The sequence below is a fragment of the Achromobacter sp. UBA2119 genome (assembly GCF_002331005.1).
Classification (GTDB): domain Bacteria; phylum Pseudomonadota; class Gammaproteobacteria; order Burkholderiales; family Burkholderiaceae_B; genus Achromobacter; species Achromobacter animicus.
Window position 1 is genome coordinate 371,386 of the sequence record NZ_DCYD01000009.1, and the last position, 26,078, is coordinate 397,463.

25 protein-coding genes are annotated in these 26,078 nt (G+C 65.4%); 15 read left to right on the forward strand and 10 right to left on the reverse strand.

The features are described from left to right. Positions 1–3: 3 nt before the first annotated feature. From sdhD to B3098_RS06920, 3 genes are all read right to left on the reverse strand, one after another. Entirely contained in the window at positions 4–387 is a 384-nt protein-coding gene (gene sdhD / locus B3098_RS06910; protein ID WP_008161843.1) for a succinate dehydrogenase, hydrophobic membrane anchor protein, read from the reverse strand. Then, entirely contained in the window at positions 388–801 is a 414-nt protein-coding gene (gene sdhC, locus B3098_RS06915; protein WP_063952703.1) for a succinate dehydrogenase, cytochrome b556 subunit, read from the reverse strand. It lies immediately after the preceding gene. A gap of 120 nt (positions 802–921) precedes the next feature. Further along, a complete protein-coding gene (locus tag B3098_RS06920) occupies positions 922–1,701 on the reverse strand; it encodes a GntR family transcriptional regulator (RefSeq protein WP_056322083.1) in 780 nt (259 codons plus the stop codon). Between the two features lie 355 nt (positions 1,702–2,056). On the opposite strand from B3098_RS06920, the gene B3098_RS06925 reads away from it, so the two are divergent. The 14 genes from B3098_RS06925 (at position 2,057) to B3098_RS06990 (ending at position 16,898) form a co-directional block, all read left to right on the forward strand. After that, a complete protein-coding gene (locus B3098_RS06925) occupies positions 2,057–3,046 on the forward strand; it encodes a malate dehydrogenase (protein ID WP_054429535.1) in 990 nt (329 codons plus the stop codon). Between the two features lie 242 nt (positions 3,047–3,288). Continuing rightward, entirely contained in the window at positions 3,289–4,179 is an 891-nt protein-coding gene (gene prpB, locus B3098_RS06930) for a methylisocitrate lyase (protein WP_175122897.1), read from the forward strand. Positions 4,180–4,268: 89 nt separating this feature from the next. After that, complete coding sequence (gene prpC / locus B3098_RS06935) at positions 4,269–5,462, forward strand: bifunctional 2-methylcitrate synthase/citrate synthase (protein ID WP_056322074.1); 1,194 nt, start codon at positions 4,269–4,271, stop codon at positions 5,460–5,462. Positions 5,463–5,535: 73 nt separating this feature from the next. After that, a complete protein-coding gene (locus tag B3098_RS06940; protein WP_286893354.1) occupies positions 5,536–6,987 on the forward strand; it encodes a bifunctional 2-methylcitrate dehydratase/aconitate hydratase in 1,452 nt (483 codons plus the stop codon). 91 nt (positions 6,988–7,078) lie between these two features. Continuing rightward, entirely contained in the window at positions 7,079–7,507 is a 429-nt protein-coding gene (locus B3098_RS06945) for a CopD family protein (RefSeq protein WP_175137366.1), read from the forward strand. 525 nt (positions 7,508–8,032) lie between these two features. Next, entirely contained in the window at positions 8,033–9,421 is a 1,389-nt protein-coding gene (locus B3098_RS06950; protein ID WP_254594174.1) for a THUMP domain-containing class I SAM-dependent RNA methyltransferase, read from the forward strand. Positions 9,422–9,683: 262 nt separating this feature from the next. Then, positions 9,684–9,872: a hypothetical protein gene (locus B3098_RS06955; protein WP_008161862.1), complete on the forward strand. Its 189-nt coding sequence runs from the start codon at positions 9,684–9,686 to the stop codon at positions 9,870–9,872. 249 nt (positions 9,873–10,121) lie between these two features. Further along, positions 10,122–10,637: an RDD family protein gene (locus tag B3098_RS06960; protein WP_286893366.1), complete on the forward strand. Its 516-nt coding sequence runs from the start codon at positions 10,122–10,124 to the stop codon at positions 10,635–10,637. Between the two features lie 141 nt (positions 10,638–10,778). Then, complete coding sequence (locus B3098_RS06965) at positions 10,779–11,684, forward strand: DUF2167 domain-containing protein (RefSeq protein ID WP_286893369.1); 906 nt, start codon at positions 10,779–10,781, stop codon at positions 11,682–11,684. Positions 11,685–11,818: 134 nt separating this feature from the next. Beyond that, on the forward strand, positions 11,819–12,664 hold the full coding sequence (locus tag B3098_RS06970) for a UDP-2,3-diacylglucosamine diphosphatase (protein ID WP_286893372.1): 846 nt from the start codon (positions 11,819–11,821) through the stop codon (positions 12,662–12,664). Between the two features lie 125 nt (positions 12,665–12,789). Then, positions 12,790–14,505 (forward strand): acyl-CoA synthetase, encoded by a 1,716-nt coding sequence (locus B3098_RS06975; protein ID WP_286893374.1) that lies wholly within the window; start codon positions 12,790–12,792, stop codon positions 14,503–14,505. 2 nt (positions 14,506–14,507) lie between these two features. Further along, on the forward strand, positions 14,508–15,029 hold the full coding sequence (locus B3098_RS06980; RefSeq protein ID WP_175122905.1) for a gamma carbonic anhydrase family protein: 522 nt from the start codon (positions 14,508–14,510) through the stop codon (positions 15,027–15,029). An 85-nt stretch (positions 15,030–15,114) separates the two neighbouring features. Next, complete coding sequence (gene hslO / locus B3098_RS06985; RefSeq protein WP_286893376.1) at positions 15,115–16,047, forward strand: Hsp33 family molecular chaperone HslO; 933 nt, start codon at positions 15,115–15,117, stop codon at positions 16,045–16,047. Between the two features lie 98 nt (positions 16,048–16,145). Then, positions 16,146–16,898: a TadE family protein gene (locus B3098_RS06990; RefSeq protein WP_349677718.1), complete on the forward strand. Its 753-nt coding sequence runs from the start codon at positions 16,146–16,148 to the stop codon at positions 16,896–16,898. A 36-nt stretch (positions 16,899–16,934) separates the two neighbouring features. On the opposite strand, the gene ftsB is transcribed toward B3098_RS06990, so the two are convergent. The 4 genes from ftsB to B3098_RS07010 all read right to left on the reverse strand — a co-directional run bounded on the left by ftsB (position 16,935) and on the right by B3098_RS07010 (position 20,930). Beyond that, positions 16,935–17,432 carry a cell division protein FtsB gene (gene ftsB, locus B3098_RS06995; RefSeq protein ID WP_175122908.1) on the reverse strand — a complete coding sequence of 166 codons (498 nt, stop codon included), beginning with the start codon at positions 17,430–17,432 and terminating at the stop codon, positions 16,935–16,937. Positions 17,433–17,498: 66 nt separating this feature from the next. Beyond that, the gene (gene eno / locus B3098_RS07000) at positions 17,499–18,785 is read right to left on the reverse strand and encodes a phosphopyruvate hydratase (RefSeq protein ID WP_054429546.1); all 1,287 of its coding nucleotides are present in this window, start codon (positions 18,783–18,785) and stop codon (positions 17,499–17,501) included. A gap of 4 nt (positions 18,786–18,789) precedes the next feature. After that, positions 18,790–19,074, reverse strand: coding sequence for a DUF1330 domain-containing protein (locus B3098_RS07005; RefSeq protein ID WP_056322046.1), 285 nt, complete (start codon positions 19,072–19,074; stop codon positions 18,790–18,792). A gap of 203 nt (positions 19,075–19,277) precedes the next feature. Continuing rightward, the gene (locus tag B3098_RS07010; protein ID WP_175122909.1) at positions 19,278–20,930 is read right to left on the reverse strand and encodes a CTP synthase; all 1,653 of its coding nucleotides are present in this window, start codon (positions 20,928–20,930) and stop codon (positions 19,278–19,280) included. Between the two features lie 220 nt (positions 20,931–21,150). Here B3098_RS07010 and B3098_RS07015 point away from each other — a divergent pair, with 220 nt between their 5' ends. Continuing rightward, on the forward strand, positions 21,151–22,149 hold the full coding sequence (locus B3098_RS07015) for a hypothetical protein (RefSeq protein WP_286893390.1): 999 nt from the start codon (positions 21,151–21,153) through the stop codon (positions 22,147–22,149). 89 nt (positions 22,150–22,238) lie between these two features. Here B3098_RS07015 and B3098_RS07020 read toward each other — a convergent pair whose 3' ends face one another. Genes B3098_RS07020 through B3098_RS07030 form a run of 3 tightly spaced genes read right to left on the reverse strand, consistent with a single transcriptional unit; the run spans position 22,239 to position 25,991 of the window. Next, entirely contained in the window at positions 22,239–24,029 is a 1,791-nt protein-coding gene (locus tag B3098_RS07020) for an aminopeptidase P family protein (protein WP_286893394.1), read from the reverse strand. 14 nt (positions 24,030–24,043) lie between these two features. Beyond that, positions 24,044–24,877, reverse strand: coding sequence for a M55 family metallopeptidase (locus B3098_RS07025; protein WP_286893397.1), 834 nt, complete (start codon positions 24,875–24,877; stop codon positions 24,044–24,046). 19 nt (positions 24,878–24,896) lie between these two features. Further along, positions 24,897–25,991: a P1 family peptidase gene (locus B3098_RS07030; protein ID WP_286893399.1), complete on the reverse strand. Its 1,095-nt coding sequence runs from the start codon at positions 25,989–25,991 to the stop codon at positions 24,897–24,899. Between the last annotated feature and the right edge of the window lie 87 nt (positions 25,992–26,078).

Consider the following 26,078-nt stretch of genomic DNA (forward strand, 5'->3'; position numbering starts at 1 on the left):
GGCTTAAATGCTCCAGAGGATTTGCGCGAAGTAAACGACCGAACCGACCAGCCAGAGGATCGTCAGCACTTGCATCAGCAGGCGCACGCCCACCGACTTGACGTAGTCCATCCAGATGTCGCGCACGCCAATCCAGGCATGCCAGGCCAGCGCAATGAATGCGAGGGTGGCCAGGATCTGGCCAACCGGAAGAACGCCCACGTAGAAATTGAACAGCGCGGTCCAGTGTTCGTACGTGAAGGCCGGCATCATCAGGATGCCGATGAGCAGCACCAGCGTGTACACGGCCATGATGACGGCGGTGATGCGCTGGATGATGAAATCCATGACGCCATAGTGCGCGCCGACGACCAGGCGCTTAGGTCCGTAGTTTTTAGCGGCGGCCATTTACAGCACTCCGAACAGTTTGAGAGCGAACACCAGGGTCAGCGCGAGGCTGACGCCGAACACCACGCCGGCGCTCTTCTTGGAAGACTGCTTGTCGATGCCGATGTGCAGATCCAGGAGCAGGTACCGGATGCCCGCACAGAAGTGATGCAGGTAGCCCCAGACGAGGACGAGGAAAACGAGCTTGACGATCGGGTTGCCGGCGTACGCGGCCACGGCGGCGAACGTCTGCGGTGCGGCCACGCTGGCCGCGAAGAGCGGCAGAATGACCAAGGGAAGACAGAGGAACAACAACGCGCCGCTTACGCGGTGCAGAATGGACAGCTTGCCGGCCAGGGGCAGGCGGTAACTGGCAATTTGCGCAATACCAATATTGCGAAACTGCGGACGTGGCTTGGCAGCGGTGTCGGACATGACGGCCTCGGTGTTTCGGAACTAGGGAATCGTTACGGCTAAATCGCCGCGGCCCTTGCGGGCAAACGCGGTATTTTCGCCCAGAGACGGGTTGGTATCAAATCGTAGGTAAAAAGCTCATCAATTCAGACTATTGCGGTAGTGGTATCGATCGGTCAAGTACAACCCCCGGCGGATTTCCATGGGGCGGTCACCGTATGTGTAAGACACCCGGTCTACCTGCAACAACGGCGTGCCGGCGGCAACATTAAGCAGCGTACAGACTTCAGCCGGCGCGGCGACCGCGCGCAGCTTCTCGTCCGCGCGCACCATGCTGACGCCGAACTCGGATTCAAAAAGGCCATAGAGCGGCGCCTTGTTGGCGGTCAGCAGCTCAAGGGTAAGACCACGGAATATGGAACCGGGGAGCCAGATGTCGTCCAGCACAGTCGGTGTCTGCCCCATGGACAGCAGGCGGCGGATCATGACGACGGTCTCGCCGGCGCGCAAGTCCAGCGCTCGGGCGATTTCGGCGGGCGCGCGGGTGCGGCGGCATTCCAGGATGCGGCTTTCGGCGCGGCCGGCCTCGCCCTCTTCGTCGGGGGCCAGGCGCAGGAAACGGTAGCGCACGCGGGCTTCGTGGTGGGTGGCGACAAAAGTGCCCTTGCCCTGGCGGCGCAGCAGCATGTGCTCGGCGGCCAGCTCATCGACCGCCTTGCGCACCGTGCCCTGGCTCACCTGAAAACGGGCGGCCAGATCGATTTCGCTGGGGATGAGCTCGCCGGGCTTCCATTCGCCGCGTTCGAGGCTTTGGACAAGCAGATCCTTGATCTGGCGGTAGAGCGGACTGAAAGCGGCTCCCTCGCCCGTTGGACGGGCGGCGCGATTGCGTAAGGAGGTTTCGGGCCTAGGCTCTGCCATGGATCTTCTTGAAAGTGTCATGTTTATCCGGATGAATGAGAAGGCAGCACCAAGGGATGCAGACTCATCCGTATGCGCTGCTGCCGCCGGCCTTATGGCTTGATACAGGCGCGCGGCCCAGTGGGCCGCGGCGCATTCGAATAAACGCTCTATTGTGGCATATCGGGAGGCGAGCTGTCCAACGTCTTATGTCTTATATAAGATAGAAGATCAATTGACGCTTACGTTAATTCGATCTAGGATTCAAAGCTGTCCGCGCGACGCGCAGCGCCCCTAGCGGCCGCTTGTTACCGCGCCCAACGATTACACTGATTGGTGAGATTTTATTCTCGCCAAACCATTACGGAGAACGTCCATGTCCAAGCCTGCCTTGCGTGTCGCCGTCACCGGCGCCGCCGGCCAAATCGGTTACGCACTGCTATTCCGCATCGCCTCGGGCGAAATGCTGGGTAAAGATCAACCCGTCATCCTGCAACTGCTGGAAATCCCCGACGAGAAAGCGCAAAAGGCCCTGAAAGGCGTCATCATGGAACTGGATGACTGCGCCTTCCCGCTGCTGCAGGAAGTCACCGCGCACAGCGACCCGCGCACCGCCTTCAAGGACGCCGACGTGGCCCTGCTGGTTGGCGCCCGTCCGCGCGGCCCGGGCATGGAGCGCAAGGACCTGCTGTCCGTCAACGCACAGATCTTCACGGCTCAGGGCAAGGCCCTGAACGACGTCGCCAGCCGCAACGTCAAGGTCCTGGTCGTCGGCAACCCTGCCAACACCAATGCCTACATCGCCATGAAGTCGGCGCCGGACCTGCCCGCCAAGAACTTCACCGCCATGCTGCGCCTGGACCACAACCGCGCCCTGTCGCAACTGGCCGCCAAGTCTGGCAAGGCCGTCGCCGACATCGAAAAGCTGGTCGTGTGGGGCAACCACTCGCCCACGATGTACCCCGACTTCCGCTTCGCCACTGTCGGCGGCGAATCGCTGTCCAAGCTGATCAACGACGACGCCTGGAACCGCGACACGTTCATTCCCACGGTGGGCAAGCGCGGCGCCGCCATCATCGAAGCCCGTGGCCTGTCCTCGGCCGCTTCGGCCGCCAACGCCGCCATCGACCACGTCCGTGACTGGGTCCTGGGCAGCAACGGCAAGTGGGTCACGATGGGCATCCCGTCGGACGGCTCCTACGGCATCCCCGAAGGCATCATCTACGGCGTGCCGGTCACGACCGAAAACGGCGAATACAAGCGCGTCGAAGGCCTGGAAATCGACGCCTTCTCGCGTGAGCGCCTGGACTTCACGCTGAAAGAGCTCCTCGAAGAGCGCGACGGCGTCAAGGACCTGCTGAAGTAAGCAGCGTGCAGTAAAAGGATTGGGCCCGTTCATGCGGGCCCAATCCTTAAGCGGGACCGCATTGCGCGCGGCACCTGAAGTGCCGCACCGCAGTGCCGCATTGAATACCGCAGTACCGTGAAATACACCTGTCTCTTCGCTCTCTTCGCGAAAGATCTTGCCGCGGGGATTGTCGCGCAGGGGACAGATTCATTTTTCGGACCCGCGATAAGGTCGTGGGCTACCAAGAACAGGAGACAACCATGGCCAGACCCGAATCGCCCGGCGCCCTCTTTCGCCGCGCGCTCGCCGAAGAGAATCCGCTGCAGATCATCGGCGCCATCAACGCGAACCACGCCCTCTTGGCCAAGCGCGCCGGCTATCGCGCCATCTACCTGTCCGGCGGCGGCGTCGCGGCCGGCTCGCTGGGTCTGCCGGACCTGGGCATCAACACGATGGACGACGTCCTGACCGACGTTCGCCGGATTACCGACGTGTGCGATGTGCCGCTGCTGGTCGACATCGATACCGGCTTCGGCCCGTCGGCGTTCAACATCGCCCGCACCGTCAAAAGCCTGATCAAGTTCGGCGCGGCCGCCTGCCACATCGAGGACCAGGTCGGCGCCAAGCGCTGCGGCCATCGGCCCGGCAAGGAAATCGTCACCACCGAGGAAATGGCCGACCGCGTGAAGGCCGCCGCCGACGCGCGTACCGACAGCGATTTCTACCTGATCGCCCGCACTGACGCGATCGCCTCGCACGGCGTGGACGCGGCCATCGAACGCGCGCTGGCGTGTGTGGAAGCCGGGGCCGATGCGATCTTCGCCGAAGCCGCTTACGACCTGCCCACCTACGACCGCTTCGTCAAGGCTGTCAAGGTGCCCGTGCTGGCCAACATCACCGAGTTCGGCAAGACGCCGCTTTTCTCCGTCGAGGAACTGAAGAGCGTCGGCGTAGGCATGGTGCTCTATCCGCTGTCGGCCTTCCGCGCCATGAACAAGGCCGCCGAGGCCGTCTACACCGCGATCCGCCGCGACGGCCACCAGAAGAACGTCGTCGACCTGATGCAGACGCGCGAAGAACTGTACGACCGCATCGGCTATCACGAATTCGAATCCAGGCTGGACGCGCTCTTTCAGAAGGGCAAGGCCTAGTTGCGCAACGTCAGGCGCGCGCCGCGGCAGACCCGCGGCGGCGCCCGCCCCCATTGCATCTTCCATCGCGTAAGGAAAGGAGTAGAGACATGAGCACGGCTCCCAAGAAGCAAGAAGCCAAATCGGACGCCAAGCCGGAAGAAAAAGCCGGTTTCAAGCCCAAGAAGTCGGTTGCGCTGTCCGGAGTGGTCGCGGGCAACACCGCACTGTGCACCGTCGGCCGCAGCGGCAACGACCTGCACTATCGCGGCTACGACATCCTGGACATCGCCGATACCAGCGAGTTCGAGGAAATCGCCCACTTGCTCGTCCATGGCAAGCTGCCCAACAAGGCCGAACTGAAAGCCTACAAGGAAAAGCTGCGCAGCCTGCGCGGCCTGCCCGCGCAACTGCAGGTCGCCCTGGAAGCCCTGCCCGCCGCCAGCCATCCGATGGACGTGATGCGCACGGCCGTGTCGGTGCTGGGCTGCGTGCTGCCAGAAAAAGACGACCACAACACCCCGGGCGCGCGCGACATCGCCGACCGCCTGATGGCCAACCTGGGCTCGGCTCTGCTCTACTGGTACCACTACAGCCACAACGGCCGCGTCATCGACGTGCAGACGGACGACGACAGCATCGGCGGCCACTTCCTGCACCTGCTGCATGGCGAAAAGCCCAGCGACGAATGGGTCAAGGCGATGCACATCTCGCTGAACCTGTACGCCGAGCACGAATTCAACGCCTCGACGTTCACGGCCCGCGTCATTGCCGGCACGGGCTCGGACATGTTCTCGGCCATCTCGGGCGCCATCGGCGCACTGCGCGGCCCCAAACACGGCGGCGCCAACGAAGTCGCATTCGAAGTCCAGAAGCGCTACGAAACGCCGGACGAAGCCGAGGCCGACATCCGCCGCCGCGTGGAAGCCAAGGAAGTCATCATCGGCTTCGGTCACCCGGTCTACACGGTTTCCGACCCGCGCAACAAGGTCATCAAGGACGTCGCCAAGAAGCTGTCCAAGAAGGCCGGCACGACCAAGATGTTCGACATCGCCGAACGCCTGGAAACCGTCATGTGGGACGTCAAGAAGATGTTCCCCAACCTGGACTGGTTCTCGGCTGTCAGCTATCACATGATGGGCGTGCCCACCGCCATGTTCACCCCGCTGTTCGTCATCGCGCGCACCGCGGGCTGGTCGGCCCACATCATCGAGCAACGCATCGACAACAAGATCATCCGCCCCACCGCCAACTACGTGGGCCCGGAAGATCAGAAGTTCGTGCCCATCGACAAGCGCAAGTAAAGCCAAGCGGAAGTAAAACCGATCGAGGGCGCGGCATGGCCACCTGTATTCACTTTTCCGAAGAGGTACTGCTATGTCTGCCCCGATCTCGAACGTCCGTCCCGAACCCGACCAGGTCCTGGCCGATATCGCGGACTACGTGCTCAACTACGAAGTCCGCAGCGATCTGGCGTACGAGACCGCGCGCAACTGCCTGATCGACACGCTGGGCTGCGGCCTGGAAGCGCTGGAATATCCGGCGTGCAAGAAGCTGCTGGGTCCGGTCGTGCCGGGCACCGTAGTGCCGCAAGGCGCCAAGGTGCCCGGCACGCAGTTCCAGCTTGACCCGGTCCAGGCCGCGTTCAACATCGGCACGATGATCCGCTGGCTGGACTTCAACGACACCTGGCTCGCGGCCGAATGGGGCCACCCGTCCGATAACCTGGGCGGCATCCTTGCCACAGCCGACTGGCTGTCGCGCACGGCGGTCGCGGCGGGCAAGCCGCCCCTGTCCATGCGCGACGTGCTGACCGGCTTGATCAAGGCACACGAAATCCAGGGCTGCATCGCGCTGGAAAACTCCTTCAACAAGGTCGGCCTGGACCACGTCGTGCTGGTCAAGGTGGCGTCCACCGCCGTCGTCGCGCAGATGCTGGGCCTGACCCGTGACGAAGTGATCAACGCGGTGTCGCTTGCCTGGGTCGACGGCCAGAGCCTGCGCACCTATCGACACGCCCCCAACACCGGCAGCCGCAAGAGCTGGGCGGCCGGCGATGCCACCAGCCGCGCGGTGCGTCTGGCGCTGATCGCGCGTACCGGCGAAATGGGTTATCCGTCGGTGCTGACTGCCAAGACCTGGGGCTTTTACGACGTGCTTTTCAAGGGGCAGCCGTTCAAGTTCCAGCGGCCTTATGGCAGCTACGTGATGGAAAACGTGCTGTTCAAGATTTCGTTTCCCGCTGAATTTCACGCGCAGACCGCCGTGGAATGCGCCATGCAGCTCCACGGTCTGCTCAAGTCCCTGGGCAAAAGCGCCGACGACATCAAGCAGATCCGGATCCGCACGCACGAGGCGTGCATCCGCATCATCGACAAGAAGGGACCTCTGAACAATCCTGCCGACCGTGACCACTGCATTCAGTACATGGTGGCCGTTCCGATGCTGTTCGGGCGCCTGACCGCGGGCGACTACGAAGATGAGATCGCGCAGGATCCGCGCATCGACGCGCTGCGCGCCAAGATCGTCTGCGTGGAAGACCCCGCGTTCACCAGCGACTATCACAACCCCGCCAAGCGCTCGATCGCCAACGCACTGACCGTGCAGTTCAACGACGGCTCGGCGCTGGATGAAATCGTCTGCGAATACCCCATCGGCCACAAGCGCCGCCGCGCCGACGGCATTCCGCTGCTGGAGGCCAAATTCCGCACCAACCTGGCCCGTGTGTTTCCACCGCGTCAGCAGCAGCGCATTTTGGCGGCGTCGCTGGATCAGGCGACGCTGGAAGCGATGCCGGTCCATGAATATATGGATTTGTACGTGATCTGAGGGCGTCCGGCTGACGGGAGGTGTAAGCGGCAGGCGTCTGCTGCTCACACCGGCGCGCATACAATGCGGCTTTCCTCCATCGGATCGCGCCATGGCCATGCTCTGGGTCAAGACCTTTCACATCGTCTTCATCGCTTCCTGGTTTGCCGGATTGTTCTATCTGCCGCGCATCTTCGTGAATCTGGCGCAGACCTCGGACTCTGCTGTCCAGGAAACGTTGCTCGGCATGGCGCGCCGCCTGTACCGCTTCACCACCATCCTGGCGGTCGTGGCCATCATTTTCGGGATGTGGCTGTACGTGGGTTACCGCATCGGCGTGGGCCCGGGCAATGGCTGGATGCACGCCAAGCTCTTTTTCGTGCTGCTCGTCATCGGCTACCATCACGCCTGTGGCCTCATGCTGCGCAAGTTCGAACAGGGCAAGAACACCCGTTCGCACAAGTTCTATCGCTGGTTCAACGAAGTTCCCGTCTTGCTGCTCTTGGTGGTGGTGGCGCTGGTCGTCGTCAAACCCTTCTGATACCCCTACCTTTGCACATTCGCCAGGATTCGTATGTCCTCTGATGAACAGGACCGCCCGCGCAAGACGCTGACGATCAAGAAAACTGCCCGCGACGCCCAAGCCGAGGGCGCTGCCAAACGCACCCGCACCGGCGCCCGCGCGCGCCTGGTCGCGCAGATCGAGCGTGCCCGCGACAATACCGAACGCCAGAAAGACCCCGAGGGATACCAGCGGCGCCAGGAAGAAGAGGCCCGCAGCGCCCGCAGGCCATCCGGCGCGGGTCGCGATGCCCCCTCCCGTGGCACGTCGCCGCGTTCGGGGCCGTCGCGGTCTGGCCAGTCACGCCCCGGGCAGGCCGAGCGCGGACAGTACGACCGTAGCCCGTACGACCGAGGTCCTTCCGATCGCGGCCAATCCGACCGTCCCTCGGCGCGCCGTGGCGCTTCGGACCGCACCCGCGCGGACGACAGCCGCCGTGATGACAGCCGCCGCGATGACGCACCCGACTCGCGCGCAGGCCGCACGCCGCAGCGCGCGCCGCGCTTGCGTGACGACCAGTACATTGCCCCGGCGACGCCGGCCGGCCGTTTCTACGATCCGTTCGAAGACGACGGCCCCGCCCCCGAATTCGCGCAAGAGCCCGACCACACCGCAGCATCCGACGACGCGCAGCAATCCGATTTCGCGCACGAAGCCGATGCAGATCACGACTGGGATGCCCCGCGCGAGCGCGCCGCCCCCCGCGTCGATGTCCGCAGCCGCCGTCCCCGCGAGCCGCGACAAGCTGAAACCTTCACCGTCTTCGCCCCCTGCCCCCAAGGCCTGGAAGAAGCGCTGACCGCCGAAATGCAGGCCCTCGGCTACGAAGATGCCAAGGCAGGCCGGGCCGGCTGTTCGTTCACGTCGGACTGGTCCGGCATCCAGCGCGCCAACCTGTACTCGCGTCTGGCGACCCGCATCCTGGTGCAGGTGGCGCACGCCGAGATCTCGCACGAAGACGACATCCTGGATCTGGCCCGCGATACGCCCTGGGAACGCTGGTTCGGCGCCGAACAGACGCTGCGCGTGGACACCTCGGCCATCAAGAGCCCCGTGCAGAGCCTGCAGTACTGCAACCTGCGCGCCAAGGACGGCATCTGCGACCGCCTGCGCGAGCTTGAAGGCGAACGTCCCAGCATCGACACGGTACGCCCCGATGCACGCGTGCACCTATTCCTGACGGGTCACACGGCCACGCTGTACCTGGACACGTCGGGCGAATCCCTGTTCAAGCGCGGCTGGCGCCTGGACAAGGGCGAGGCGCCACTGCGCGAAAACCTGGCGGCCGGCATGCTGGCGCTGGCGGGCTGGGATCCGGCGGCGCCGCTGCTGGATCCCTTCTGCGGCTCCGGCACGATTCTGATCGAAGCGGCCTGGATCGCGCTGGGCGTGCCCCCGGGCATCTCGCGCCCGTTCGGTTTCGAACGTCTGCGTGACCACGATGCGTACCGCTGGCGCGACCTTAAGGAAGACGCCCGCGCCCGCATCCTGCCGCAGCTGGACGCGCCGCTGGTCGGCTACGACCTCAATCCCCTGGCCATCGAATACGCCCGCAACAACGCCGAGCGCGCCTGGCTGACGGCCGACTCGATCCGTTTTGAAGTGGGCGATGCCCGCGACGTGACGGCGCCCGCCGACCACGGCTGGATCGTCACCAACCCGCCCTACGGCGAGCGCATGGGCGCGGAGCAGGACGCCGACCTGTGGCGCGACTGGGCCACCTGCCTGAAGCGCAATTTCGCGGGATGGGAGCTGCACGTCATCACCAGCGACCTGACGCTGCCCAACCAGATGCGCTTGAAGCCCAAGCGGCGCGTCCCCTTGCACAACGGCGCGCTCGATTGCCGCCTGTTCGGCTTCGAGCTGGTGGCCGCCGGCTACCGCGACGCCTGAGCGCGTTCTGCCCCCTGCGACACACGCCGCGGGGGCGCCCCTTCCTTGATTCCGCCAGCATCCCACGTTGTAAAAGCGCCGCAACATGCGGCGCCTATCTTTGCTTATGGTGCCCGGCCGCGCGGTTTTGGGGCATCATCAGCACCAAGGTGTTGCCAGGTTGCACCAGCTTGAATCGGCCTCTTGCATAGTTTCAGGGTAAACCCCTATAATCCGGGTTATCCCTAGTAGCAAACAACTGTGCAAGCCCGTGGAGGCTATTGTGATCAACCCGAACAACACCATTCGCCTGACCGACGAACTCGAGCGTCAACTGATGCTCCAGGCTATCGAAGAACAATTCCGCCCGCATCCGATGCGGGCGTTGGCTGCAGGCCTGCGCAAGCTGGCCCACGGCATCAAGGCTCTGGCCGGCAAGACGAGCGCCAAGAACGCGCATTCCGCTGCCTAAGCTGGGCCCAGGCTTTCGGGCCTAACGATTTTCCCCTTGGGGGCTGCATAGCCCCTTTTATAGACCCGCCCTCACCGGCGGGTTTTTTTTGCGTGTACGCCGCGCTGAAGCGGCAGTGGCCAGAACAGCCGCCCGGCCGCCCGAAGGCGGGGCAGCCCCCCTCGGGCCAGCAAGCGCGCATCGCGCGCGCGGCTTGGGGCACACACCTCCACCGGCGTGCGGGCAACAATTTATGGATAATACGCGTCCATGAATGACGCCCACCTCGACGAGACGCCCAATCGGCTGCGCCGGTTTGCCTGCATGATGTACGAAGCCGTCCTGCTGTTCGGCGTCGTGTTCCTCGCGGGTTACCTGCTGGATACCCTCACCCAAAGCCGCAATGCGCTGGAATTGCGGGCCGCCCGGCAGGCGTGGCTGTTCGTGGCGATCGGCGCCTACTTCGTGCTGTGCTGGCGCCGCCGCGGCCAGACGCTTCCCATGAAGACCTGGAACATCCGGCTGGTGGACCGACACGGCAACACGCCGTCGACCGGCCTGCTGATCGTGCGCTACATCCTGGCCTGGCCGCTGGTGCTGGCAGGCGCCGCCGTGGTCTGGGGCACGGCGCTGGCCACCGGTTGGCCGTCCGTGGACATGTTCATCGTGGCGGCCCCCTTCGCCATCTTCATCTGGTCGTGGTTTGACCCGGACGGTCAGTTCCTGCACGACCGGATTCTGGGCACGCGCCTGCGCAACGCGCCGCAGGCCAAGAAAGCGCGCTGACCGGCACGCTCGGCGGCGCGCGGCCGGTATCGCCGTTTGATGCTTGCCAAGCCGCCCGCTATTTCGCGCGCCTGTTCAGAAAGATGACAGCCGCACGCCCGGACAATGAGGCCCCATTTAATTTACGGCTTCATTCTCACCATGCGCGCATTCCTTTCCCGCCTGTCGCTGGCCCTCGCCAGCGCGCTGTTGTTCCTGCACGCAGGCGCGTCCGCTCAAAACGCATCGGCCCAGCAGGAAATCGAAGCGGCTTCCAAAGCCGCCTTCGCCGCCGCCCGGCAAGGGCCGACCGAGGTGACTCTGGGCGACCAGGCCACGCTGAAGCTGCCCCAGAACATGTTCTTCGTGCCGCGCCCGCAGGCCGACCGGTTGATGCAGGCCTATGGCAACGGCAAGGATCCTTCCCTGCTGGGCGTCGTGATGCCCAAGAGCGACGACGAGGATTGGGTCGTCACTGTCAATTTCGACAAGGCCGGCTACATCAAGGACGACGACGCCCGCAACTGGAACGTCAACGAACTGCTGGACAGCCTGCGTGAAGGCACCGAGGCGTCCAACGAGGAACGCAAGAAGCGCGGTTTTCCGGAGCTGACGGTGGGCGGCTGGGTGGAGGCGCCCAAGTACGACAGCAATACGCAGCGCCTGGTCTGGTCGGTGGCCGCCAAGCACAAGGACGCCGCCGCGGAGGAAGACGCCACCGTCAACTACAACACCTACGCGCTGGGCCGCGACGGCTACATCACCCTGGACCTGATCACCGAAAAGAACAAGGTGCCCACGGACAAGGCCGCCGTGCTGGCGCTGCTGGACAACCTGCACTACGTGGAAGGCAAGCGCTACGCCGATTTCGATGCCTCGAGCGACAAGGTCGCCGAGTATGGCCTGGCGGCTCTGGTGGCGGGCGTCGCCGCCAAGAAGCTCGGTCTGTTCGCGGTGATCGCGGCTTTCCTGGCCAAGTTCGCCAAGGTCGGCATCCTGGCCGCGGCAGCGCTGGGCGGCGGGCTGTGGAAGCGCCTGAAGGGCAAGAAGGCCACCGGGCAGTCCTGATCCGCTGGACGGGTGGTGCGTGCGCCTGCCTGGCCGCGCGCGCCGTCACAACCGCGTCATGGATTCGTCACGCGCGCGTCATCGCTAGGTGGTCTCATTCTCAAGCATGACCACAGCCCACAGGGGAAGCGACCGTGAACGAGATCCAACCGACGCACTGGCGCGCCCTGTGGATTTCCGATATTCACCTGGGCACTGCCGGGTGCAAGGCGGAATTCCTGCTCGATTTTCTGGATCACAACGACTCGGACACGCTGTACCTGGTCGGGGACATCGTCGATGGCTGGCAGTTGCGCAAGCACTGGCACTGGCCCCGCGCGCACAACGACGTGATCCAGCGCATCCTGCGCAAGGCCCGCAATGGCACTCGCGTGGTATTCATCCCGGGCAACCATGACGAATTCGCCCGCGAGTTCGCCGGGTTTGCCTTTGGCGACATTGAGGTCCTGGACGAGGACGTGCACGTCACGGCCAAGGGGCTGCGGCTGCTGGTGCTGCACGGGGACCAGTTCGACGGCGTCATCCAGCACAGCCGCTGGCTGGCGCACCTGGGCGATGGGCTCTACCAGTTTGCGTTGTGGGTCAACCACCATTTCAACCGCCTTCGCCATCGGCTGGGCATGCATTACTGGTCCCTGTCCCAGTACCTGAAGCACAAGGTCAAGAACGCGGTGTCGTTCATCACCGACTTCGAGGAGGCGCTGGCCGGCGAAGCCCGGCGGCGTGGGCTGGACGGCGTGGTCTGCGGCCACATCCACAAACCCGAACTGCGCGACGTGAGCGGCATCCTGTACTGCAACGACGGCGACTGGGTCGAAAGCCTGTCGGCGCTGGCAGAAACGCACGATGGCCAGCTCCAGCTTCTGGACTGGGCGGTGCTGCAGGCCGAACGCCAGCGCGACCCGGCCAGCCGCCCGCCACGGTCCCTGACGCTGCCCGCCCTGCCCTCCGCGCTGCGCCGGCAAGGCAAGCATCCGTGATAACCCGTATGCGTCCCCGTTACGCAACGGGGATATTGCAGTTCACGCCCCTCTAGGTCATGCTTGCACCTGAGTAACGGGCGATATGACCCGTTCACGCCGCAACATGCTTACAACATAGGGCCATGAACGACCAATATCAGGCGCTCTACCAATCATTCCGCTGGCTGGTGCCCACCCAGTTCAACATCGCGGAAGCGTGCTGCCACCGCTGGGCATCCAGCAGTCCGGATGCGCGGCGCATTGCCATCTACTACGAAGATGAGTCCGGCAACCGCGAGGTCTGGACCTTCGCCCGCCTGGCGGAAGCCGCCAATCAGCTCGCCAACGGCCTGGTGAAAATGGGCGTGGGCAAAGGCGACCGCGTCGGTGTGGTTTTGGGGCAACGCCCGGAAACCGTAGTCGCCCACATGGCTATCTACAGCGTGGGCGCGGTGGTCCTGCCCCTGTCGGCGCTCTTCGGGCCCGAGGCACTGCAAAGCCGCCTGTGCGATGCCGAAGCCCGCGTCGCCATCGTCGACCACGCCTCCAGCGCCAACCTGCTGGCCGTTACCGAACACTGTCCCGCCCTGCAGCAGGTCATCGGCATCGGCTTCGCCGACGAGCGCGTGCTGCCGTGGCGCAGCCTGCTGGCCCGCCAGCCCAACGAATTCAAGGCCGTGCAGACCCGTTCGTCGGATCCGGCCATCCTGCTTTACACCTCCGGCACCACCGGCGCCCCCAAGGGCGCGCTGCTGCCCCACAGCGTGCTGATCGGCAACCTGCCGGGCTTTGTTGCCTCGCAGGACTGGTTTCCCAAGCCCGCCGACGTATTCTGGTCGCCCGCCGATTGGGCCTGGACCGGCGGCATGATGGACGCCCTGCTGCCCACGCTGTATTTCGGCCACCCCATCGTCGGCACGCGCGGGCGCTTCTCCGTGGAACGCGCCTTCGAGCTGCTGGAACGCTATCAGGTCACCAATACGTTCCTCTTCCCCACCGCGCTGAAGATGATGATGAAGGCGGTGCCAGAGCCCCGCCAGCGCTACCAGCTGGCCTTGCGCTCCATCATGAGCGCCGGCGAAAGCGTGGGCGAGACGGTGTTCGATTGGTGCCGGACGGCGCTGGGCGTGACGCCCAACGAAATGTTCGGCCAGACCGAAATGAACTACGTGGTGGGCAACAGCAACAAACGCTGGCCCGCCAAACCCGGGTCGATGGGCCGCCCGTATCCCGGCCACAATGTGGCGGTGCTGGACGACGACGGCACGCCGGTCGCGCCGGGCGCCACGGGCGAGATCGCGGTCAACCGGCTGGACATCCACGGCTTTCCGGACCCGGTCATGTTCCTGGGTTACTGGCGCAACGAGGCCGCCACGCTGGCCAAGTTCAAGGGCGACTGGTGCCTGACGGGCGACCTCGCCACCGTGGATGAGGACGGCTACCTCTGGTATGCGGGCCGCGCCGACGACGTTTTCAAGTCGGCCGGCTACCGGATCGGCCCGGGTGAAATCGAAAGCTGCCTAATTGGCCACCCGGCCGTGGCCAATGCCGCCGTGGTGCCCAAGCCGGACGCCGAGCGCGGGGCGGTGGTCAAGGCCTTTGTGGTGCTGACGCCGGAATTTGCCCTCCGGGACCGAGGCGAAATCACCGAAAACCTTCAGGAGCACGTGCGCGAGCGCCTGGCGCCGTACGAATACCCGAAGGAAATCGAATACGTGGACGAACTGCCCATGACCACCACGGGCAAGATCCAGCGGCGCATCCTGCGCGAGCGTGAAGCAGAACGCGCGCAGGCCAGCGCGCCCCAGACCGACGTTGGCGCGCCCGTTGCCGCCCCGGCGCGGCAAACGGAGACCTAGGCATGGCCATTTACCAGCTCAACGACCTGATCCCCCGCATCGACCCGCAGGCCTACGTGGCCGACAGCGCCGACCTCATCGGCAACGTCACGCTGGAAGCCGGCGTCAGCATCTGGTCGCATGTATCGATCCGCGCCGACAACGACGCCATCCTGATCCGCGAAGGCACCAACATCCAGGAATCCAGCGTCCTGCACGTCGACGCGGGCTGTCCCATGACCATCGGCCCGAACGTCACCGTTGGCCACCAGGCCATGCTGCACGGCTGCACCATCCACGAAGGGGCGCTGGTCGGCATGCAGGCGATCGTCCTGAACAATGCCGTCATCGGCCGCAACTGCCTGATCGGCGCCGGCGCGATCATCCCCGAAGACCGGGTCATTCCGGACAATTCGCTGGTCATCGGCATTGGCAAGATCGTGCGGGAGCTTTCCGCCGAGGAAATCGCCAACATGCACAAGAACACCGCCCATTACGTGGCGCGCGGCCAACAGTACAAGACGGCCCTGAAACGCATCGGCTGACGGCTCCCCCGAGGGCCCCCGCAAGTGCCCCAACCCCTGCTGCCAGCAGGGGGAATACCCCCCCGCGATCGGCTAACATTCCGCTATGACCGATCAGCTCAAAAAATACCTTACCGAAGACCGCAGCGTCCGCGTCCAAGCGGTGCGCCTGTCTGACACGTGGAAGGCCGTCCAGGCCAACCACGATTACCCGCCCGCCATCACCGACCTGCTGGGTGAACTGGTGGCGGCATCCACCCTGCTCGCCGCCAACATCAAGTTCGATGGCTCGCTGGTGCTGCAGATCCAGGGCGACGGCCCCATCGCCCTGCTGGTGGTGGAATGCCGCTCGGACCTCAGCCTGCGCGCCACTGTCAAGATGCGCGAAGGCCACGACGTGCCCAGCACCGGCGACATGCAAAGCCTGTTGAACCCCGGCGGCAATGGACGCTTCATCGTGGTGCTGGACCCGCAGCGCAAGCTGCCCGGCCAGCAGGCCTACCAGGGCATCGTGCCGCTCGAAGGCGATACCGTCGCCGAAGCCCTGCAACACTACATGAAGGCCTCGGAGCAACTGGATACGCGGCTGTGGCTGTCGGCCGACGCCGACCACGCGGCCGGCATGCTGCTGCAGCGCCTGCCGCACCACGGCGGCGGCGAGACCGACCGCGCCCTGACCGAACAGGTAGCCGCCGAGACCTGGGAACGCATCAACGCCCTGGCCGGCACGCTTAAGCGCGACGAGATCCTGGCCACCGACATCGACACGCTCATCCATCGCCTGTTCTGGGAAGAAACGCTCATCGCCTTCGACCCCCAGCCGGTGAGCTGGCACTGTCCCTGCACTCGCGAGCGCGTGGCGAACATGCTGCGTTCGCTGGGCGAAGAAGAGGTCAACAGCATCCTGGAAGAGCGCGGCCAGGTCGACGTGGCCTGCGATTTCTGCGGCAAGCCTTACAAGTTCGATACGGTCGACTGCGCGGCGCTGTTCTCGGCGAGCCAGACGTCCTCCGGAGATGAGCCTCCCACCGTGCATTGATGATTGATGCGTCCCGGCGGCAAGCCCGCCGGAACGTTTTTGTCACGCCGGATTGTCCTTATCGACAGGCGGTCATGGGCGCGCCACACTGCGCAGCCATGACCGCCTTTATTTTTTCTTGCGACTTACACGCCGTACGCCGGCAACACGGGGCCGCCGCCCTCGAGTTCGCCGTGGCAGGCGCCATCGTGCTGCTGCTGGGCCTGCTGTGCGTCGAGGCCGCGCGGTGGCACGGCGCGCGCCAGATGGCGCACCTGGCGCTGATGGAAGCGGCGCGCGCCGGCGCCACGGGCCATGGCGACCCGGCCCGGCTGCGAGCGGCCTTTCTGCAGGCGTTGCTGCCGCTGCATGCGAGCGCCAGCGGCCCGGCCGGCGCCATTGAACGGCGGGATGGCGCGATGGCAGCACTGAAGGCATTGATGGGGGCCCCGCCCTGGCGCATTGAAGTGCTGCGGCCCGACGACCAGTCGTTCCGCGAGCACGGGCGGCCGGACCTGCAGGTGGCTGGCGCGCCGGGCCTACGGACCATCGACAACGGCTACCAGGATCTGCAGCATGCCCGCCGCCCGCCACGCCCGGGCGGCCAGGACATCTTCCTGGCCAACACGCTCAAGCTGCGCCTGACGTATTTGCACAAGCCACTGCTGCCGCCGTTGCGGGCGCTGCTGGCCGTGTCAGGCCGGCAGGATGGCACCTACACCGGCCACGCGCTGACCCGCGGCCTGCTGCCCATCGTGGTGGAGCTGGAACACGAAATGCACACGCATCCGGTCGACTGGGCGCGCAAGCGGCCCCATCCGGAAGGCGTGGTGTACGGGGAGTGCCGGCAGTTGCGCTGCGGCTCAGGATAGGCGGGGACGCCGCCCGGTCAAAAAAACCGCCGGGCATCACTGCCGGGCGGTGGAATTTGAATTGTTGGCGCCGGTCGTGGCGGCGGGTCTGGCAGGCGTTGCCGACGCGGGCCGGGGGGTGGCCGTCGTCGAAGCAGGCCGGGTCGTGGGCGCGGCCGACGCAGGCCGGGCAGCCGGCGCATTTGCGCGCGCCGGGGTGCCGGTTACGGCAGGTTTGGGCGGCGCTTCGGCGGAAAGCGAGGCGCCGGCGGGCGGCTGGGTATTCTGGGGCAGGATGTGCACGAACACTTCGCCGTCCCGCATCATGCCCAGCTCTCCGCGCGCCCGCTCCTCGATGGCTCCCGATCCACCTTCCAGATCGCGCACTTCGGCCTCAAGCGCGGCATTGCGCGCGCGCAGGCCTTCGTTGGTCTCGCGCTGCTCCGCCACCTGGCGTTGCAGATCCCAGACCTTGAACCAGCCGCCCTTACCCAGCCACAGCGGGTATTGGATCAAGCCTAGCAGCACGAACAGCACCAGGAACAACAGGCGCATACGCGGGAACCTCAACTGTCGTGGCGTGGATGCGGCCCTGGCAAGACGCCGGGGCCGCGCTTCTTATCAACGCAGGTTGTAGAAAGCTTCCAGGCCGGGGTACGACGCCACTTCAGCCAGCTCTTCTTCGATGCGCAGGAGCTGGTTGTACTTGGCCATGCGATCCGAGCGCGACAGCGAGCCGGTCTTGATCTGCATCGCGTTGGTCGCCACGGCGATGTCGGCGATGGTCGAGTCTTCGGTTTCGCCCGAACGGTGCGAGACGACGGCGGTGTAACCGGCGCGCTTGGCCATTTCGATGGCGGCAAACGTTTCGGTCAGCGTGCCGATCTGGTTGATCTTGATGAGGATCGAGTTGGCGACGCCCTTCTGGATGCCTTCACGCAGGATCTTGGTGTTGGTGACGAACAGATCGTCGCCCACCAGCTGAACCTTCTTGCCGAGCTGGTCGGTCAGGAGCTTCCAGCCTTCCCAGTCGTTTTCGGCCATGCCGTCTTCGATCGAGATGATCGGGTACTTGTCGCACCACGTGGCCAACAGGTTCGTGAACTCTTGCGAGGACAGCGAGATGCCGCCTTCGCCGGCCAGCGTGTACTTGCCGTCGCGGTAGAACTCGGAGCTGGCGCAGTCCAGACCCAGGGCGATCTGCGTGCCCGGCTCGTAGCCAGCTTCGGTGATGGCCTTCAGGATGAGCTGAATGGCGGCTTCGTGGCTGGGAACGTTGGGCGCAAAACCGCCCTCGTCGCCAACGGCAGTGGACATGCCCTGGCCGTGGATCAGCTTCTTGAGCATGTGGAAGACTTCAGCGCCCCAACGCAGGGCTTCGCGGAAGCTGCCGGCGCCCACCGGCAGGATCATCAGTTCCTGCAGGTCCAGCGTGTTGTTGGCGTGCGCGCCGCCGTTGATGACGTTCATCATCGGGACGGGCATGCTCATGGGGCCGCTGCCGCCGAAATAGCGGTACAGGGACAGGCCCGATTCGTCGGCGGCGGCGCGGGCCACGGCCATGCTGGCTGCCAGGATGGCGTTGGCGCCCAGGCGCTCCTTGGACTCGGTGCCGTCCAGTTCGATCAGGGTGCGATCGACGAACGTCTGTTCCTGCGCGTCCAGGCCCATCAGGGCTTCGGAGATTTCGGTGTTGAGGTTTTCAACGGCGCGCAGCACGCCCTTGCCCAGATAACGGCCCTTGTCGCCGTCACGAAGTTCGATGGCTTCGCGCGCGCCGGTGGACGCGCCCGACGGCACGGCCGCACGGCCCATGGCGCCGGATTCCAGCAGCACATCGCATTCCACGGTGGGGTTGCCGCGCGAATCCAGAATCTCGCGGCCGATGATGTCGACGATTGCACTCATGACTTTACATTCCCTGAACGATAAACATATTCATGACGGCCGCGCCTTCGCGGGCATTGCGGGCACGGCGGTACTGCCAGGAATCGTAGAACGCCTGCGCCGCAGCCATGGACGGAAATTCCATGACGACGGTACGGCCGGGTTCACGCCCCTCAAGGTGCTTGGATTCGCCGCCGCGCACCAGGATCTTGGCATCGTACGCGCGCATCGCGAGCGTGGACAGACGCTTGTAGTCCTCGTACTGCGCAGGCTTGGTCACTTTGACGTCGGCGATGAGATAAGCACTCATGGGGTTCCTTCAGAGCAGTTGCGTTGGTTGGGGGCTGACGCCGGATACGACGCCGCCGCCAGTGTCGCGCAAGGCGCACGGGCGACGCATATCCGATGCTAATCGGTTGTATCCGAAAGAAGCGCCGCCGTATAGGGCGGCGCTGGGGAAACGGCCCGCGGCCCCGAGGATCCGCTTACGGAACTCAGGACCGCGGACGCGCATCAGGCCTCCTGGCCGCGGCGAGCCTTCTGCTCGATGGCGGCGCGGATGTAGCTGGAGAACAGCGGATGGCCGTCGCGCGGGGTGGACGTGAACTCCGGGTGGAACTGGACGCCGACGAACCACGGGTGGTTGGGCAGTTCCATCATTTCGGGCAGGTTCTCGGTCGGCGTGCGGGCGCTGATCACCATGCCGGCTTCTTCCAGGCGCGGCACGTAGACGTTGTTGACCTCATAGCGGTGACGGTGACGTTCGTTCACTTCGTCGCCATAGATGGTCTGCGCGCGGGTGCCGGCCTTGATCGGCACGCGTTGCGCGCCCTTGCGCATGGTGCCGCCCAGGTCGGACGAGTTGTCGCGCTTTTCGACCTTGCCTTCGCGGTCCATCCACTCGGTGATGAGTGCAACCACCGGGTGCGGTGCGGAAGGATCGAATTCGGTGCTGTTGGCGCCGCCCAGGCCGGCGACGTGACGGGCGAATTCGATGACCGCCAGCTGCATGCCCAGGCAGATGCCCAGGTACGGCACGCCGTTTTCACGGGCGTAGCGGATGGCGGCGATCTTGCCTTCGGTGCCGCGCTTGCCGAAGCCGCCCGGAACCAGAATGGCGTCCAGGTGCTTCAACTGGTCGGTGCCGCGGGTTTCGATGTCTTCCGAGTCGATGTACTCGATGTTGATCTTCGAGCGCGTGTGGATGCCGGCGTGAACCAGGGCTTCCGTCAGCGACTTGTACGACTCGGTCAGGTCGACGTACTTGCCGACCATGCCGATGGTGAGCTGGTGCTCGGGGTGTTCCAGCGCTTCGACCAGGTTGTCCCACATGGACAGGTCGGCCGGCGGCGGGGTCAGGCCCAGGGCTTCGCAGACGATGTTGTCCACGCCTTGCTTGTGCAGCATGGCGGGGATCTTGTAGATGGAGTCGGCGTCCCAGACGGAAATGACCGCGTCCAGGGGCACGTTCGAGAACATCGAGATCTTGGCGCGCTCGTCGTCCGGAATGCGGCGGTCGGCGCGGCACAGCAGCGCGTTCGGGTAGATGCCGATTTCGCGCAGCTTCTGCACCGAGTGCTGCGTGGGCTTGGTCTTCAGTTCGCCGGCGGAGGCGATGAAGGGCACCAGCGTCAGGTGCACGAAGGCCGCGTTGTTGCGGCCCATGCGCAGGCTCATCTGGCGGGCGGCCTCGAGGAACGGCAGCGACTCGATGTCGCCGACCGTGCCGCCGATTTCGACGATGGCAACATCGGTGTTGCCATTCCAGCCGGCTTCGGCGCCACGGGCGATGAAGTCCTGGATTTCGTTCGTGATGTGGGGAATCACCTGGACGGTCTTGCCCAGGTAGTCGCCACGGCGCTCCTTGCGCAGCACGGATTCGTAGATCTGCCCGGTGGTGAAGTTGTTCACCTTGTGCATGCGAGCGGAAATGAAGCGCTCGTAGTGGCCCAGGTCCAGGTCGGTTTCGGCGCCGTCTTCAGTGACGAACACTTCACCGTGCTGGAAGGGGCTCATCGTGCCCGGATCGACGTTGATGTAGGGGTCGAGCTTCAGCATGGTGACCTGCAAACCACGCGACTCGAGAATGGCAGCAAGCGACGCAGCGGCGATGCCCTTGCCCAGGGAAGACACCACACCGCCGGTGACAAATACGTATTTGGTCATCGTAATGAGCACCCGGGACGAGCGGGCGCGTGCGGGAAATTTGGATTATAGCCGGGCGACGCGACTTGCTTGGGTTTTCCCCTAGCGCCGTGCGGGTAACAATTGGCTGCACTCGGCAAGGCAACGCTGCGAGCCGCGCCACGCGCACGTGCTATGGTCGCTCCCTATTTTTCGACCGCTGCCTTCCCGGCAGCGCCCTCCGTTCTTCACCCTCGCGCTGATGACCGACTCCACCCGTCCTGCCTATTCCCTTGCCTGGCGCATCGCTGTCGCCGCCGTTCTGCTGCGGCTGGCTTATTCCGTGCTGGTGCAGGCCTACACGTTGATGACGCCGTTGCCCTACGGCGACCAGATCCGCGCGAGCTACATGCAGCCGCCGGTGCTGGCCCCGCTGCTGGCCACCCTGGTGTCGACCCTGCTGGTCGTGGGCCTGACCGCCTGGTGCGCGACGCGCCAGTGGCTCGCCCGGCACGATGCCGCGACCGTGAATCAGCCCGGCAGGATGCTGGCTACGTTCCTGGCCCTGCAGGCGCTCTACACGCTGTGCCTGTCCAGCGGCGTCGGCATTGCACAGAACGTGCTCATGATCGGCACGTTCAAGAGCGGCTCCTGGCTCGAGGAAGCATTCGGCCTGGGCATCGTGGGCCGGTCCATCGCCATCAACCTGATGATCCGCGCCGTCACCATCGTGCTGGAAGTCATCGGCATCTGGGTGGCGTTGCGCATTGCCGCATGGACGGCGGGGCCCACCGGCCCGGGCGCAGGCCTTACGCTGACGCGGCGGCATGCGGCGTGGATTTGCGGCCTGACCGTCCTGATCTGGCAGACCAGCTTCTCCATCATGCTCGGCGGCTTTCTGCAGATGCAGACGCTGGAAGCGGGATGGGCCGAGTACGCGCTGGGCTATTGGGTATTGCCAGTCGCGCTGCTGGCGCTGGTCACGATCGTGTGCCTGAAGCTGCTACCCCACGCCTTTGAATACGCCGGCACCGGCCGGGCCGTGGCGCTGGGCAGCCTTGCGTTCTGGTTCGCGCAGGTGCTGGGCCTGGGCGCCGGTCTCATCATCCTCAAGTCCATGACCTGGGAGCAGTTGGCATGGGCCGCCCAATCACCGGCGTCCGTCGCGCTGGTGCTGCTGGCCTACGGCGCATTGCTGTCGCTGGGTTGCCTGGTGGCCACGCGCCTGCTCTACCGCAATCAAGGCGGGTCCGTGCGATAGCCTCAACCGCGCGCCATGAAAAAAGGCCACGGCGTCATGCGTCGTGGCCTTTCTGCTTTGCGCCGGGCGCCGCCGGCATCAATGCAACGTCAGATCGCTGCGCAACGCAGCGTCAACCACGCCAGCGCCTCACCCTCGACCAGCAGCGACAGGCGTTCGAACACCGTCTTGTGATAGTCGTTCAGCCAGTCGATCTCGTCCTCGCGCATCAGCGAAGGCTCGATGCAGCGCGTGTCGATCGGGCACATCGTCAGCGTTTCGAAGCACAGAAATTCGCCCAGCTCCGAGGTCAGCCAGCTGCGGTTGGCGACCAGATTCTCGATCCGCACGCCCCAGCGGCCCGGACGGTAGATGCCCGGCTCGTTGGACGTGATCATGCCCGGCTCCATGGCCGTGTGCGGGCCCGGTATCGCGCGGTACGAGATGACCTGCGGGCCTTCGTGCACGTTCAGGAAATAGCCCACGCCGTGACCCGTGCCGTGGCCGTACTCCGCGCCGCCTTCCCAGATGGGCGCGCGCGCGATGGCGTCCAGCATGGGCGACGGCGTGCCGCGCGGGAACGATGCGCGCGACAGCGCGATCATGCCCTTGAGCACCAGCGTGAAGTCGACCTTCTGGTCCGCGCTGGGCGTGCCCACCGCCACCACGCGCGTGATGTCGGTGGTGCCGCCCCGGTACTGGCCGCCCGAGTCGATGAGCAACAGGCCGTCGCCCTCGATCGTGGCGTGCGATTCGGGCGTGGCGCGGTAATGCGGCATCGCGCCGTTGGCATTGAAGCCCGCGATGGTGGCGAAGCTGGGGCAGACGTAGGCGGGACGGCGCGCGCGGGCGGCCGTGATCTGCTCGTCGATGGTCAGTTCGGTAATGGTTTCCTTGCCCAGCGCGCCTTCGAACCAGGCGAAGAATTCGCACAGCGCGGCGCCGTCCTGCGCCATCGCCTGGCGCACGTTGGCCAGCTCTGCGTCGGTCTTGCGCGACTTGAGCAGCGTGGACGGGTTGATGGCTTCCACGCGCGGCACGGCCGGGTCCATGGCATGGAACACGCCGCAGGTGACGCGGGCCGGATCGATCAGCAGCTTCTGATCCTGTTCCAGCGAAGCCAGCGCATCCGCCGCCTGGGCATAGTCAGCCACTTCGACGCCGTCCGCGGCCAGGATGGCGCGCAGGTCGTCATCAATCTTGCCATCGGCCACGAACAGCGTGGCGTGGTCCAGGCCTACCAGCGCATGGCCGACGAAAACGGGGTTGTAATCCACGTCCGCGCCGCGCAGGTTGAACAGCCAGGCGATGTCGTCGAGCGTGCAGATGAAATGCACGTCCGCGCCGTGCTTGCGCATCGCGTCGCGCACCTGCGCCAGCTTGTCGGCACGCGTCACGCAGGCTTCGGGCGCCACGTGTTCATAAATTTTGGCGTCCGGCAGGCCGGCGCGGTCGTCCCATACTTCGTCCAGCAGGTCTTCGCGGATTTCCAGCACGGCGCCGGACGTTGCCGCTGCAGCCGACAAGGCGCGGAAGGCGCCCAGGCCCAGCACCGCGCCGTCCACGCCGATGACGTCGCCCGCGCCGGTATTGGCGGCCAGCCAGTCGACATGGCCCGGCGTCGATGCCAGCGCAATCTTCATCAGCTGCACGCCGGTGCCGGCGAGCTGCGCTTCGGCCTGCACCCAGTAGCGGCTGTCCACCCACAGACCAGCGAAGTCCGCCGTGACCACCAGCGTGCCCACCGAGCCCGTGAAGCCCGACAGCCAGCGCCGCCCCTGCCAGCGGGCCGGCAGGTATTCGGACAGGTGCGGGTCCGAGGAAGGTACGACGTAGGCGGTCAGACCGCGGCGGCTCATGGCCTGCCGCAATTGGGCAATACGGGCGTCGGTGCTAGACATGGGAGATGGGATCCTTAGCGCAACATGAAAGACATGGCGCCCAGGCTGTTCAGCGTACGGATGGCGGACTGCATGCTATCCGTGGTGAATCGCAAGGTGACGCCGTCCACGCGTTCGAGCGTGGGCCACATGCAGAACAGGTCGGCCAATGCCGCGCTCTGCGTCTGCAACCGGCATTCTATAGGCGCGGGAATGACGAAAGGAACGGCTTTCTTGTCGCCGCCGCGCTTGAAGTTGCGCACGGCCGTTTCGGCGGCCGCGGCAATCGCGCGGCGGGACGCGGCGGGCGACAGCGTGATGCCACTGCCCTGCCCGTGCGCGACTTTGGTCTGCACCCATTCAGCGCCGGGGAACGTATCGCGCGTTTCCGCGATGAACACATCGTCGCCGGTGCCCAGGATGACGGGCACGCCCAGTTCGCCGGCCAGCGCGCCGTACAGGCCCGCTTCGCCCAGCTCCATGCCGTTGATGACGACGCGGGCGAACGCGAAGCTGTTGATGGTGTGGGCCAGGATGCCGCGGCCCTGCGAGCGGGAGTGGTAGCCGATCATGAAGACGGCGTCGCACGCTTCTTCCAGCCCGCCCATCATGCCCAGGTAGCGCGGCTTGCCCAGCACCAGTCGGGCGCGCTCGTCCAGGCCGTCGGGCAGCAGATTGCGAAAGCCGCCGTGCGAATCGTTGACCAGAATCTCTTCGGCGCCGCCCGCAATGGCGCCCTGCACGGCCGCGTTGGCCTCGGCGGTCATCCAGGCGCGCGCGCGCTCGTATTCGCCATTGCCGGCGCGGACCTGCTCGGGATGGAAGACGCCGGCGACGCCTTCGATATCGGTGGAAATCAGGATCTTCATGAGTTGGCCTTCAGGATATTCAGAATTCGGTAGCGGACAGCCACTGGCGCCAGTCGGGCGCGGCGTGGCGGATGGAATCTCGGTGATGGCCGTCGCGGCCGGTCACGCTCTCTGCGTGCCACAGCGCGGCAATGATGGCCTGCTCGCAGGACTCGGCGGCGGCTTCGAACAGCGGATCGATGCGGGCCTCGTGCAGCATGGCAAGCGCGGGCATGGGCGACTCGGCCAATTGCGGAATCGTGTATGCCGTGGAAAACGCCAGCGCGATGTCGCCGCTGCCGTGCCCGAACACCGAGCCGGTGCGCGCCAGGCCCGCGCCGGCGCGCAGCGACAGACGGCGCAACTGGCGCGAATCCAGCGGCGCGTCGGTGGCCACCAGCAGGATGATCGAGCCCTTCTCGGGCGCGATCACGGCGTTCTCGCCCTGCTGCGCAAGCCCTTGGTCAAGCTGGCTCGCCAGACGGCGGCCGAACGGCCTGCCCGCCACCGTCAGGTTGGGCAGGCGGCCGAAGTTCGACAGCACCAGCGCGCCCACGGTGTACTGCGGGCCGTCCTTGATCTGCGCCACGCGCGAGGCCGAGCCGATGCCGCCCTTGAACGAGAAACTGGACATGCCGCGGCCGGCGCCCACGGCGCCCTGCGCGAACTGCTTGCCGGCGGCGGCCAGCGCCGCGGCGTAATGGGATTCCTGGACTGCCAGCGCCTGGATGTCGTTCAGGTAGCCGTCGTTGCACTCGAAGACCAACGGATTGACGGTGGCCATGCCGCGGCCGATGGCGGGGTTGGCGGCGACCGCCGCGCGGATCTGCGCATTGGCCACGGTGCCCACGCCGAACGTGTTCGTCAGCCCGATCGGCGTTTCCAGCACGCCCAGTTCCTGCACCTGAACCAGGCCGGTGCTCTTGCCGAAGCCGTTCAGCACGGTGGCCGCGGCCGGCGTCTTGTCCAGAAAGGCATCGCCGCCGTGCGTGCGCACGACGGTCACGCCGGTCTGCAGCGGGCCCTCGGCCAGCGTGCAATGGCCAACGGTGACGTCGCCCACGTCGCAGATCGAGTCCAGCGGCCCCGACGGCAGTACGCCGATACGCGGAATGTCCAGCGCTTGTTTGTCCATGTTCGTCTACGTGTCGCCACGCTCCAGGATGCAAAACGCCGCCACCCTGGGTCCGGGGCACGCGCTGGCAGGCGCGTGGCGGACGGA